10 protein-coding genes are annotated in these 12168 nt (G+C 70.9%); 2 read left to right on the top strand and 8 right to left on the bottom strand.

Features of this window, described 5'->3' with window-relative positions; genetic code table 11:
- Positions 1-4 precede the first annotated feature (4 nt).
- From ABGB08_RS40915 to tkt, 7 genes are all read right to left on the bottom strand, one after another.
- Positions 5-385: a helix-turn-helix transcriptional regulator gene (locus tag ABGB08_RS40915; RefSeq protein WP_347602018.1), complete on the bottom strand. Its 381-nt coding sequence runs from the start codon at positions 383-385 to the stop codon at positions 5-7.
- Between the two features lie 99 nt (positions 386-484).
- Positions 485-1258: a 6-phosphogluconolactonase gene (gene pgl / locus ABGB08_RS40910; RefSeq protein WP_347601944.1), complete on the bottom strand. Its 774-nt coding sequence runs from the start codon at positions 1256-1258 to the stop codon at positions 485-487.
- 73 nt (positions 1259-1331) lie between these two features.
- The gene (locus ABGB08_RS40905; RefSeq protein ID WP_347601942.1) at positions 1332-2243 is read right to left on the bottom strand and encodes a glucose-6-phosphate dehydrogenase assembly protein OpcA; all 912 of its coding nucleotides are present in this window, start codon (positions 2241-2243) and stop codon (positions 1332-1334) included.
- Positions 2240-3859 carry a glucose-6-phosphate dehydrogenase gene (gene zwf / locus ABGB08_RS40900; RefSeq protein ID WP_347601940.1) on the bottom strand — a complete coding sequence of 540 codons (1620 nt, stop codon included), beginning with the start codon at positions 3857-3859 and terminating at the stop codon, positions 2240-2242. Before zwf ends, ABGB08_RS40905 begins: the two co-directional genes overlap by 4 nt.
- A gap of 3 nt (positions 3860-3862) precedes the next feature.
- The gene (locus ABGB08_RS40895) at positions 3863-5476 is read right to left on the bottom strand and encodes a glucose-6-phosphate isomerase (RefSeq protein ID WP_347601938.1); all 1614 of its coding nucleotides are present in this window, start codon (positions 5474-5476) and stop codon (positions 3863-3865) included.
- 2 nt (positions 5477-5478) lie between these two features.
- The gene (tal, locus tag ABGB08_RS40890; protein ID WP_347601936.1) at positions 5479-6582 is read right to left on the bottom strand and encodes a transaldolase; all 1104 of its coding nucleotides are present in this window, start codon (positions 6580-6582) and stop codon (positions 5479-5481) included.
- A 2-nt stretch (positions 6583-6584) separates the two neighbouring features.
- Complete coding sequence (gene tkt / locus ABGB08_RS40885; protein WP_347602016.1) at positions 6585-8696, bottom strand: transketolase; 2112 nt, start codon at positions 8694-8696, stop codon at positions 6585-6587.
- Positions 8697-8971: 275 nt separating this feature from the next.
- Here tkt and ABGB08_RS40880 point away from each other — a divergent pair, with 275 nt between their 5' ends.
- Together ABGB08_RS40880 and ABGB08_RS40875 are read left to right on the top strand one after the other, a co-directional pair.
- Positions 8972-9892 (top strand): heme o synthase, encoded by a 921-nt coding sequence (locus tag ABGB08_RS40880; protein ID WP_347602014.1) that lies wholly within the window; start codon positions 8972-8974, stop codon positions 9890-9892.
- Between the two features lie 57 nt (positions 9893-9949).
- On the top strand, positions 9950-11167 hold the full coding sequence (locus ABGB08_RS40875) for a PrsW family intramembrane metalloprotease (RefSeq protein ID WP_347601934.1): 1218 nt from the start codon (positions 9950-9952) through the stop codon (positions 11165-11167).
- On the opposite strand, the gene ABGB08_RS40870 is transcribed toward ABGB08_RS40875, so the two are convergent.
- Complete coding sequence (locus ABGB08_RS40870; RefSeq protein WP_347601932.1) at positions 11164-12120, bottom strand: COX15/CtaA family protein; 957 nt, start codon at positions 12118-12120, stop codon at positions 11164-11166. The genes ABGB08_RS40875 and ABGB08_RS40870 overlap by 4 nt on opposite strands.
- Positions 12121-12168 lie beyond the last annotated feature (48 nt).

The raw sequence follows: 12168 nt of genomic DNA, 5'->3' as shown, positions 1-12168 counted from the left end.
CGTTTCACGATACGGGCCGGTCAGCGGGCTTCGCTTCTCCGTTCCTGACCGGTCGCGTGAAGATCTTGGCGACGCAGGCGGGGATGGCGGCGCCCTCGTCATGGCTGCGGGCCCGATATGAGCTCGGGCTCTCGCCGACCAGCTCGGTGAACCGCGAGCTGAACGACCCCAGCGAGGTACATCCGACCGCGAAGCAGACCTCCGTCACCGACAGGTCACCCCGCCGCAGCAGCGCCTTGGCCCGCTCGATCCGGCGCGTCATCAGATAGCTGTACGGCGTCTCCCCGAAGGCGGCGCGGAAGCTGCGGGAGAAATGGCCCGGCGACATGACGGCGACGCGCGCCAGCGCCGGAACGTCGAGCGGCTTCGCGTAGTCGCGGTCCATCGTGTCACGGGCCCGGCGCAGCCGGACGAGGTCCTCCAGCGTCACGCACCCAGCATCGCACAGCCGCTGCCGACGCGGTCGAGGCCTATCGGAAAGGCGTCAGGGTGAGGCGATGCGGCCGAGGCCCGCGGGGATCTCGGCCGCGGCGGTGCGATCGAGGAGGAAGAGGGTGCGCTGGCGGCCACGGGCTCCGGCGCCGGGAGCTTGGAGGCGGCCCGCGGTGAGGGCCAGGTGGACGGCGCGGGCCTTTTCCGCGCCCGCGGCGACGACCCAGACTTCGCGGGCGGCCTGGATGGCGGGGAAGGTGAGGGAGATTCTGGTGGGCGGGGGTTTGGGGGAGTGGTGGACGGCCACCACGGAGCGTTCCTCCTCGTAGAGGGCCGGGTGGCCGGGGAAGAGGGAGGCGACGTGGGTGTCGGGGCCGAGGCCGAGCAGGAGGATGTCGAAGGACGGCACGGGGCCGTGGTCCTCCGGGTAGGCGGCTTTGGCGAGTTCGGCGGCGTAGGAGTCGGCGGCCTCCTCGGCACTCTGGCCGGAGTCGGAGGGGGCCATCGGGTGGATCCGGGACGGGGTCAGGTCGACCTGGTCGAGCAACGCCTCGCGGGCTTGGGTTTCGTTGCGTTCCGGATCGCCGGCGGGCAGGAAACGTTCGTCGCCCCACCACAGGTCGAGGTTCCGCCAGTCGATCGCGTCCCGGGCGGCGGTGGCCGCCACGGCGGCGAGGGTGGCGATGCCGAGCGTGCCGCCGGTGAGGACGAGGTGGGCGGAGCCGCGGGCGGCGTGCACGTCCACCAGGCGGGTGATGAGCCTGGCGGCCACCGCCTCCGCCAGCACGTCGGCGTTCTGGTGCACGAGGACGTTCGGACCACTCACGAGTTCTTCCTTAGCTTGGCGGCGGACGGCCACCTGATAACCGGAGGCCGGGCCCGGAGACCCGGCCTCACGTTCACTTCGTGCCGATGGCCAGATGGCGGAGGGCCGAGGCGTAGATCTCATCGGGGTCCAGGCGCCGGAGCTCCTCGGCGATGAGCTCCGAGGTCGGGCGGCGGGCCAGCGCCACCCGGCGGTCCGGCTGGCCGGGGCGGGACAGTGTGGCCAGGCGGGCGTCCGACCGGGTCAGGGTCAGGTCGCCGCCGGAGGCCAGCGTCATCCGCACCGCCGTAAGGCCGGGACCGGAGGATTCGCCCACCTGGATGGGCGCCCCGAGGCGTTCCGACAGCCACGACGCCAGCAGGACGGCGCTGGCGTGGCCGGGGGACGCCTCCACGATGCCCTTCTTGACCTTGCCGACGTTCTGGTCGAACGCCGCGGCCAGCAGCGAGCGCCAGGTCGTCAGCCGGGTCCACGCCAGGTCGGTGTCGCCGGGCACGTAACCGCCGGACCGCCCGGTGATCGCCTTCACCGAGTCCTTGGCCGCGTGCGCGTCGGTGATGCGGCGGCTGGCCAGCTTGCCGACCTTGTCCTCGGCGGGGACCTCGGGGCTGGCGCCCGGCCACCAGACCACCACGGGCGTGTCGGTCAGCAGCAGCGGGCTGATCACCGACTCGGCGTGTTTGGTCAGCTGGCCGTACAGGCGCAGGAGCACCACCTCGCCGGGGGAGGACTCGCCGACCCGCAGTTCCGCGTCGAGCCGGTTGGGCTCGTTCGGGTCGCGCCCGATCACCACCAGGATCCTGGACGGGTGCTCGCGGGCCGCGTCGGTGGCGGCGCGGACCGAGTCGTACTGCCCGGCCTCGTCGCAGACCACGACCAGCGTGAGCACCATGCCCACGGCGGGCGCGCCCATCTGGTGGCGCAGCTTGGTGAGCGTCGAGGAGATCTTCGACGCCTGGGTGTCGGTCAGGTTGAAGCTGGTCACAGCCGCCTCCAGACACGTCCGTCGCGGGCCAGCATGGCGTCGGCCGACGGGGGGCCCCAGGTTCCGGCCGGGTACCCCTCGGGACGGCCGTGCGTCGCCCAGTACTCCTCGATCGGGTCGAGGATCTGCCAGGACAGCTCCACCTCCCGCTGGTGCGGGAACAGCGGCGGATCGCCGATCAGCACGTCCAGCAGCAGCCGCTCGTACGCCTCAGGCGAGCTTTCCATGAACGACTCGCCGTAGGCGAAGTCCATCGACACGTCCCGGACCTCCATGGCCGTGCCCGGCACCTTCGACCCGAACCGCACCGTGATGCCCTCATCCGGCTGAACCCGGATGACGAGCGCGTTCTGCCCGAGGATCTCGGTGTCGTCCTTGCTGAACGGCAGGTGCGGCGCCCGCTCGAACACCACGGCCACCTCGGTCACCCGGCGGCCGAGGCGCTTGCCGGCGCGCAGGTAGAACGGCACGCCCGCCCAGCGGCGGTTGGCCACCTCCAGCCGGATCGCCGCGTAGGTGTCGGTCATGGAGTCGGCCGGGATGCCCTGTTCCTCCAGGTAGCCGATGACCGACTCGCCGCCCTGCCAGCCCGCCGTGTACTGGCCGCGGGTGGTGCCCAGGCCCAGATCGTCGGGCAGCCGGACCGCCTTGAGCACCTTCTCCTTCTCGCGCCGCAGCGAATGGGCGTCGAAGGAGGTCGGATCCTCCATCGCGACCAGCGCCAGCAGCTGGAGCAGGTGGTTCTGGATGACGTCCCTGGCCGCGCCGATGCCGTCGTAGTATCCGGCCCGGCTGCCGATCCCGATGTCCTCGGCCATGGTGATCTGCACGTGGTCGACGTAACCCCGGTTCCAGATCGGCTCGTACAGCGTGTTGGCGAAGCGGAGCGCCAGGATGTTCTGGACGGTCTCCTTGCCCAGGTAGTGGTCGATCCGGAAGACCGAGCTCTCCGGGAAGACCGCGCTGGTGATCGCGTTCAGCTCCTGCGCGCTCTTCAGGTCGTGCCCGAACGGCTTCTCGATCACGACCCGGCGCCAGGAGCCCTCGGGGGCCTGGGCCAGGCCGGTGCGCTTGAGCTGCTCGACCACGGTCGGGAAGAACTTGGGCGGGACCGACAGGTAGAAGGCGTAGTTGCCGCCGGTGCCGCGGGTCTCGTCGATCTCCTTGAGCATCATCGCGAGCACGTCGAACGCGCCCTCGTCGTGGAACTCGCCCGGGCAGAAGTGGATGCCCTCGCAGATCTGCTTCCAGACCTCGTCCCGGAAGGGGGTGCGCGCGTACTGCTTGACCGCCTCGTACGTCACCTGCGCGAAGTCCTCATGCGCCCAGTCCCGCCGGGCGAACCCGACCAGCGAGAACCCGGGCGGCAGCAGCCCCCGGTTGCCGAGGTCGTAGATGGCGGGCAGCAGCTTGCGCTTGGCCAGGTCCCCCGTCACCCCGAACAGCACCAGCACGCACGGCCCGGCGACGCGCGGCAGCCGCTTGTCCCGGGGGTCACGCAGCGGATTGTTCTCGAACACCTCCGCGGTGGTGGCGGTGGCCGCCACCGCGGCCGCGGCCGTATGCGCCTCTTCCGAGATCGCGGCCGCCTCCTTGCCCCCAGTGTTGCGTGCCATTGCTCAGAGCTCCTCGGCGACGGCGAGCAGATGGGCGACCCCAGCCTCCCGATCGGTCAGATGCAACCGTAGGGTAGGCCGGTTACGGGACCGTAGCGCCCCGATGTCTCCCAGGGCCTGCGCGAGTTGCAACTGCCCCAGCGTGTACGGCTTGCCCGGCACCGCCACATCGTCGGAAACCGCACCGGTGATCTGCAGGAACACCCCGACCTGCGGCCCGCCCTTGTGATACTGCCCGGTCGAGTGCAGGAACCGGGGCCCCCACCCGAAGGTGACCGCGTGCGTGGTCCGGTAGTCCAGCAGCGACCGCAGCGTGGCCACGTCGGCGGCGGCCCAGGCCTCGGCGGTCCGCTCGAAGTCGCGGGAGCCGAGCGCCGCCGCGTCGAAGGCCGCCTCCCGGTCCAGATACGCCATGATCGCGAGGTACCCCTCGGACGGGATCGCGTGCAGCAGCGCGGTCAGCGCGTCGGCCAGGTTCCTGGGGTGCCCGGGCAGCTCGCCGTACACCTCGACCGGGCCGTCGACCAGCAGCGGCGCGCCGATCTCCGGAGCCGCCTGCAGGATCTTGGCGGTGTTCTCCTTGGATTCGGCCACGTTCGGCTGGTTGAACGGGTCGATGCCCAGGATTCGCCCGGCGATCGCCGTCGCGTACTCCCAGACCAGGAACTGCCCGCCCAGCGGTCCTTCGACCCGGATATCGCCCTCGGCGCCGATGTTGACCACGAACTGGTCCTGCGCCTCGGCCGCCTCCGCGCCGACCACCGGCAGGATGCCCGTGCCGGACTTGCCGGTGGATTCGGCGATCAGCTGCTCGATCCAGTCGGGCAGGCCGTTGATGTCGGACAGGCTGTCGCGCAGGATCAGCTTGTCCTTCCCGGCCAGCGCCATCGCGCCGAGCAGCGCGCCCAGCTCCAGGCCGGGGTTGCCCTCGTCCTGGGCCAGCGAGCCCTGGACGGCGGCCGCGTCGTCGAGCAGCCGCTCCACGTCCGCGCCCGCCAGCGCGCTCGGCACCAGGCCGAACGCGGTCAGCGCGCTGTAGCGGCCGCCCACGTTGGGGTCGGCCAGGAGCACCTGGTAGCCGGCCTCGGCGGCGGCCTTCTCCAGCGGCGAGCCCGGGTCGGTGACGACCACGATCCGCTCGGCCGGGTCGATCCCGGCGTCCCGGAACGCCTGCTCGTAGATCCGGCGGTGGCTGTCGGTCTCGACCGTGCCGCCGCTCTTGCTGGAGACGACCACGATCGTGTGGTCGAGCCGGTCGCTCAGAGCGCGCCGCACCTGCCCGGGGTCGGTGGTGTCCAGCACGGTCAGCGGCACGTCCTCGGTGGCGCAGATGACCTCGGGGGCGAGCGAGGAGCCGCCCATCCCGGCCAGCACCACGTGGTCGAGCCCTTCGGCCCGCACCCGCTCCACCAGCTTGACGATCTCCGGCAGCAGTTCCCTGCTGGTCCGCGGCAGCGTCAGCCAGCCGAGCCGGATCTCCGCCTCGGCACGCGCGTCCGGACCCCACAGCGTGGCGTCCCCGGCCGCCAGCGCCGCGGGCACCCCGTCCGCGACCAGCTGGGCCTTCACGTCCTGGACGGCGCCGGCGGCGTCGCCCAGAAACACCTCAACGGTCATGATCAGGCCTTCCCCAGCTCGGCCTGGACGGTGTTGAGCAGCTCCTGCCAGGACGCCGCGAACTTCTCGACGCCCTCGTCCTCCAGGACGCGAACCACGTCGTCGTAGTCGATGCCGATCTCCTTGAGCGCGGCCATGGCGTTCCAGGCCTGCTCGTAGAAGGGCCGGATGGTGTCACCGGAGATCTTGCCGTGGTCGGCGGCGGCGTTGAGGGTCTTCTCCGGCATCGTGTTCACGGTCCCGGCGGTGACCAGCTCGTCCACGTACAGCGTGTCCGGATATTCCGGGTTTTTCGTGCCGGTGGAGGCCCACAGCGGCCGCTGCGGCCGCGCTCCGGCCGCGCGCAGCGCCTGCCACCGCGGCGTGTTGGTGACCTCTTCGAAGGCCGCGTACGCCAGGCGGGCGTTGGCCACCGCGGCCTTGCCCTTCAGCTCCAGCGCCTCCGGCGTCCCGATCTTGTCCAGCCGCGCGTCCACCTCGGTGTCCACCCGGCTCACGAAGAACGAGGCCACCGACTCGATCCCGGCCAGCGGGATGCCCTTGGCCTGCGCCTGCTCCAGGCCGGTCAGCCAGGCGTCCATGACCGCGCGGTACCGCTCCAGCGAGAAGATCAGCGTGACATTGACGCTGATGCCCTCCGCCAGAGCTTCCGTGATCGCGGGCAGCCCCTCCACGGTGGCCGGGATCTTGATGAACAGGTTGGGCCGGTCCACCAGCCACCACAGCGCCCGCGCCTCGGCGATCGTCGCCGCGGTGTCCCTGGCCAGCCGGGGATCCACCTCGATGGAGACCCGCCCGTCCCCGCCGCCGGTCGCGTCGTAGACCGGGCGCAGCACGTCGGCCGCCCACCGGATGTCGAACGTCGTGATCGCCCGCACCGCCTCGTCCACCGAGACCTTGCGGATGGCCAGGTCGTGCAGCTGCGTCCGGTAGGCGTCGCCCTTGCTGAGCGCGCCCGCGAAGATCGTCGGGTTGGAGGTGACCCCGGTGACGCGCTTGTCGCGCATCAGCGCGGCCAGGTTCCCGCTCTTGAGCCGGTCCCGGCTGATGTCGTCCAGCCAGATCGACACCCCGAAACCGGTCAGCTTGTTGAGGTTCTCGCTCATGTCTAGTTTCCCGTCGTCTCGCCGGGGTCGCCGCCCAGCTTCGCGATGCTGCCCTTGGCCGCGGCCACCACACGCTCGGCCGTCAGGCCGAACTGCTGATACAGGGTCTTGTACGGCGCGGACGCGCCGAAGTGCTCCAGGCTCACCACGTTCCCATGGTCTCCCACGAACTCCCGCCAGCCCAGCGCGATCCCCGCTTCGACCGCGACCCGCGCCTTCACCGCCGGCGGCAGCACGGTCGTCCGGTAGGCCAGATCCTGCGCGTGGAACCACTCCACGCACGGCATCGACACCACCCGGGTGGGAATGCCCTCCGCCTCCAGCAGTTCGCGCGCCTCCACGGCCAGCTCCACCTCGCTGCCGGTGCCGATGAGCAGCACCTCGGGCTGCCCGGTGGAGGCCTCCGCCAGGATGTAGCCGCCCTTGGCGACCTTGGTGGCGTCGCCGGTGCCCGCGTAGACGGGCAGGTTCTGCCGGGTCAGCGCCAGCGCGGCCGGGCGGTCCTTGTGCTCCAGCACGGCATGCCAGGCGGCGGCCGTCTCGTTGGCGTCGGCCGGCCGGACCACGTCCAGGCCCGGGATGGCGCGCAGCGCCCACAGCTGCTCGACCGGCTGGTGGGTCGGGCCGTCCTCGCCCAGGCCGATCGAGTCGTGCGTCCACACGTAGGTGACCGGCAGCTTCATCAGCGCGGCCAGCCGGACCGCCGGGCGCATGTAGTCGCTGAACACCAGGAACGTCCCGCCGTACGGCCGGGTGCCGCCGTGCAGGGCGATGCCGTTGAGGATCGAGCCCATGCCGTGCTCGCGGATGCCGAAGTGCAGCGTCCGGCCGTACGGGTTGCCGGGGAACTCCTTGGTCTGGAACTCCTCGGGGATGAAGGACGGCTGGCCCTTCATCGTCGTGTTGTTGGATTCGGCCAGGTCGGCGGAGCCGCCCCACAGCTCGGGCAGGACCGGGCCGAGCGCGGACAGCACCTCGCCGGACGCCTTGCGGGTCGAGATCGAGGAGCCCACCTCGAAGCCCGGCAGCGCCAGGGACCAGCCGTCGGGCAGGGTCCTGGTGGCCATCCGGTCGAACAGCGCGGCCCGGTCCGGGTTGGCGTCCCGCCACTCCAGGTAGGACTTCTCCCATTCGGCGTGCGCGGCCCTGCCCCGGTCCACCACGTGGCGGGCGTGCTCCAGGAGGTCGTCCGGGACCGCGAAGTGCTGCTCCGGGTCCATGCCCAGCACCAGCTTGGTGGCGGCCACCTCGTCGGCGCCCAGCGCGGAACCGTGGATCTTGCCGGTGTTCTGCTTGTGCGGGGCGGGCCAGCCGATGATCGTGCGCAGCCGGATGAACGAGGGCCGCTCGGTCTCGGCGCGGGCCGCCTCCAGGGCCTCGTTGAGCGCGTGGACGTTCTCCACGTACTCCCCGGTCTCGGTCCAGTCGACCGTCTGGGTGTGCCAGCCGTACGCCTCGTAGCGGGCGACCACGTCCTCGGAGAGGGCGATCGTGGTGTCGTCCTCGATCGAGATGTGGTTGGAGTCGAACAGCACGGTCAGGTTGCCCAGCTGCTGGTGCGCGGCCAGGGCGCTGACCTCGTGGCTGATGCCCTCCTCGATGTCGCCCTCGGAGGCCACGCACCAGATGTGGTGGTCGAAGGGGGAGGCGCCGGGCTCGGCGGCCGGGTCGAACAGGCCGCGCTCGCGGCGGGCCGCCATGGCCATGCCGACCGCGTTGCCGATGCCCTGGCCGAGCGGTCCGGTGGTGGTCTCGACGCCGGCCGTGTGGCCGTGCTCGGGGTGGCCGGGGGTGAGGCTGTCCCACTGGCGCAGGCCGCGCAGGTCGTCCAGCGTCAAGCCGTACCCGGACAAGTAGAGCTGTATATAAAGCGTCAGGCTGGAATGCCCGCACGAAAGGACGAATCTATCCCTGCCCACCCATGTCGGGTCGGACGGGTCATGTCGCATGGTCTTCTGGAAAAGAAGGTAAGCGGCGGGGGCGAGGCTCATCGCGGTGCCGGGATGGCCGGAACCCGCCTTCTCCACCGCGTCCATCGCCAGGGCCCGCACCACGTCGACGGTCCGCCGATCGAGGTCGCTCCACTCAAGGCTTGCGCTGCTCAACTGCTCGATCCCCTCTGATTTTTTCGCGCCGGTTTTGGCAATTCCCGCCCACACGGGACCTTAACGGGTCGGGTGTCGTACCGTTCGGTAGACCACCGTGTATCCGCCCTGGATCCGCGCTCGATCCGACCTGAGCAGCCCCGATTCAGGGACCACCGGTTCCCCGGACTACAGTGAGTCCTCAAGTTACCGGCGGCTGTCCGGAGATCCGCTCTAATCAGAGGTTACGCGTTGACCCCGCACGTGCTGGAAGCGCCTTGACGGTGCTGACGAACAACCCGACGATGGCCCCGGCAGGGGCCGCGAGAACGGCCCGCCGCACCGTCGGCGAGGTCGTGCGGGCCTATGTGGCGCTGACCAAGCCGCGGATCATCGAACTGCTGCTGATCACCACGCTGCCCGTCATGTTCCTGGCCGCCCGAGGGCTGCCCGGCCTGTGGCCCGCCACCTGGACGATGGTGTTCGGCACCCTCTCGGCCGGCAGCGCGAACGCGCTCAACTGCTACATCGACCGGGACATCGACGAGGTGATGCGGCGCACCCGCCGCCGCCCGCTGGCCCGCCACCAGGTCTCGCCGCGCGGCGCGCTGATCTTTGGTGTGATTTTGGGCGCGCTGTCCACTCTTGGCCTGGCCTTGACGGTCAACTGGCTCGCGGCGTGGTTGTCGCTGGGCGCCATCCTGTTCTACGTGCTCGTCTACTCGATGATCCTGAAGCGGCGCACGTCGCAGAACATCGTGTGGGGCGGCATCGCCGGCTGCATGCCGGTGCTGATCGGCTGGGGCGGGATCACCGGCGAGCTGGCCTGGGCGCCCGTGGTGCTGTTCGGCGTGGTGTTCTTCTGGACGCCGCCGCACACCTGGACGCTGGCCATGCGCTACCGCGAGGACTACGCCGCCGCCGCCGTCCCGATGCTCCCCGTGGTCGCCTCCGACCGGGTCGTCGTCCGCCAGATCATCGCCTACACCTGGGCGACCGTGCTCTGCTCGCTGCTGCTGTGGCCGATCGCCCAGACCACCCCGCTCTATCCCGCCGTCGCCGCCGCCCTCGGCGCCGCCTGCCTGTTCGAGGTGTACGCGCTGCGCCACCGCCTCAACGCCGGCAAGACCGGGGTCGACCTGCGGCCGATGCGGTTCTTCCACTGGTCCAACATCTACCTGGCGCTGCTGTTCCTGGCCGTGGCCGTCGACTCACTCCTGGTCTGATGAGAATCTTGGTCACCCAGAGCGGACAGGACGTTGGGGGTCGGTTACGCTCGCGGAATGGCGAGCCTTGATCCGCGCGCGGTGCTGAGGGAACGCCCGTCGGTCGGCCTGATTCTCGGTCTCGTCGTGGCGGGGATCTGTGCCCTGGTGTCGTTCTCCTTCGACATCCTCAACGGGGATCCGGTGCAGTTCTTCATCGCCCTGGCGCTGGCCATCGCGCCGGTGCCGCTGCTGCTCGCGGGCGTGCTGGCGCTGGACCGGATGGAGCCGGAGCCGCGCAGCAACCTGATCTTCGCGTTCGCCTGGGGCGCGGGCGTGGCCGTGCTCATCGCGGGCATCCTCAACTCGCTCAACCTGATCTACGTCGAGAACCGGCTCGGCGACGCGGTCACCGCCCGCAACTACGTCGCCACCATCGGCGCGCCGGTGGTCGAGGAGACGATGAAGGGCCTGGTCCTGCTCGGGCTGCTGCGCTTCCGGCGGCAGGAGCTGGACGGCCCCACCGACGGCATCATCTACGCCAGCATGGTCGGCCTCGGCTTCGCGATGTCGGAGAACGTCAGCTACTACCTGGCGGCGCTCGCCGACAACGGCCCCGAGGGCCTGGCCGCCACCGTGGTGCTCCGCGGGGTGCTGTCGCCGTTCGCGCATCCGCTGTTCACGTCGATGATCGGCATCGCGGTGGCGTACGCGGCGCTGCACAAGGGCGCCGGCTGGGTGGTCCTGCTCGGGTGGCTCGGGGCCATGGTGTTGCACGGGCTCTGGAACGGGCTCGCCTCCTTCGGCGGGTTCCAGGGCCTGGCGGTGGCCTACCTGCTCCTGATGGCGCTGCTCGTCGTGGAGCTGTGGGTGATCGTCCGCGACCGGAAGCGGATCGTCGGGCTCATCCACCACTACCTGCCGCCGTACGAGGCGAACGGGCTCATCAACGCCTCCGACATCTTCATGCTCTCCTCGCTGCAGAAGCGCCGCCAGGCCCGGCAATGGGCCAAGGCGCACGGCGGCAAGGCGGGCGTGCGCGCCATGACCGACTACCAGCTCGCCGCCACCGAACTCGGCCTCCTGCACGAACGCGCCGTCCGCGGCGGCGTCAACGAGCCCGACTTCCGCGCCAGGCAGCGCGCCTTCGCCGACCTCATGGCCTACGCCCGCACCAACTTCCCCATCCCGGAACGCCACCAGGCCTCCGCCGCCCGCGGCGTCCCCCCGCCCGGCTACGCCCCCGGCGCGCCCCCGAACGTCCCCCCGGGCACCCAGTACCCCCCGCCGGTCTAACGTGATTCCGCGTGGGCGAATACGGGTCCGGCGCCCACCAGGGCGCCGCGGTCGCGCATGAGGAACACCACCCGGAGGGTCGCGATCCAGACCAGGGTGGAGCCGAGGACGTGGAGGCCGACCAGGAAGGCGGGGACGGCCAGGAAGTACTGGACGTAGCCGATGACTCCCTGGGCGAGTTCGACCAGGAAGAGGGTCAGCGCGGCGCGGCGGGCGAGGCCGGGGGCGTTGGTGACGTGGAGGGCGAAGGCCAGGGCGATGGTGAGGCCGACGGCGACCCAGACGAGGTCGGCGTGGATGCGGGCGACGGTCTCGATGTCGAAGGCGAAGCGGGAGGCGGCCTCGTCGCCGGAGTGGGGGCCGGTGCCGGTGACGACGACTCCGGCGACCAGGAGGGTGAGGACGGCGCCCACCAGGACGAAGCCCAGGGTGCGGATGTCGCGGTGGACCAGGCGTTGCGGGGGGTTGTCGGCCTCGCCGGAGCGGGCGTAGAGGGCGAAGGCGGAGGCGATCATGCCGATCGAGATGAGGAAGTGCACGCTCACGGTGACCGGGTTGAGCGCGCTGCGGACGACCAGGCCGCCCCAGAGGCCCTGGGTGAGCACGCCGATCGGCTGGAGCACGGCCAGCCTGACCAGGGCGGGGCGGCGGGGGGTCAGGCGGAGGGCCGCCAGGAAGCAGGCCACCGCGACCGCGAGGACGAGGAAGGTGAGCATGCGGTTGCCGAACTCGATCGCGGTGTTGATCGGGGAGATCTCGGGGTGCGCGACCGGGATGAAGCTGTCGGGGGTGCATCTCGGCCAGGTCGGGCAGCCGAGGCCGGAGCCGGTCAGGCGGACGGCGGCGCCGGTGACGGTGATGCCCGCGTTGACCACGACCGCCGCGAGGGCCCATGAGCGCATGCTTCGCTGGGTGGGGGTCCAGAACGACTGATGGAGGGAGCGCAGGTTCACGCCTGACATCGTAGGTGGCCAGGGGTGCGGTCCCCGTTTCGCCCTCTT

It is taken from the genome of Acrocarpospora sp. B8E8 (genome assembly GCF_039871605.1).
Taxonomy (GTDB): domain Bacteria; phylum Actinomycetota; class Actinomycetes; order Streptosporangiales; family Streptosporangiaceae; genus Acrocarpospora; species Acrocarpospora macrocephala.
Note: the sequence above shows the minus strand (reverse complement) of the source record. Positions and strands in the feature narration are given on the sequence as shown.

Excerpts from the sequence above, each read along its gene's own strand:
- ABGB08_RS40915 (WP_347602018.1), bottom strand. The coding sequence starts at position 385 with ATGGACCGCGACTACGCGAAGCCGCTCGACGTTCCGGCGCTGGCGCGC.
- zwf (WP_347601940.1), bottom strand. The coding sequence starts at position 3,859 with ATGGCACGCAACACTGGGGGCAAGGAGGCGGCCGCGATCTCGGAAGAG.
- ABGB08_RS40895 (WP_347601938.1), bottom strand. The coding sequence starts at position 5,476 with ATGACCGTTGAGGTGTTTCTGGGCGACGCCGCCGGCGCCGTCCAGGAC.
- tal (WP_347601936.1), bottom strand. The coding sequence starts at position 6,582 with ATGAGCGAGAACCTCAACAAGCTGACCGGTTTCGGGGTGTCGATCTGG.
- ABGB08_RS40880 (WP_347602014.1), top strand. The coding sequence starts at position 8,972 with ATGGCCCCGGCAGGGGCCGCGAGAACGGCCCGCCGCACCGTCGGCGAG.
- ABGB08_RS40875 (WP_347601934.1), top strand. The coding sequence starts at position 9,950 with ATGGCGAGCCTTGATCCGCGCGCGGTGCTGAGGGAACGCCCGTCGGTC.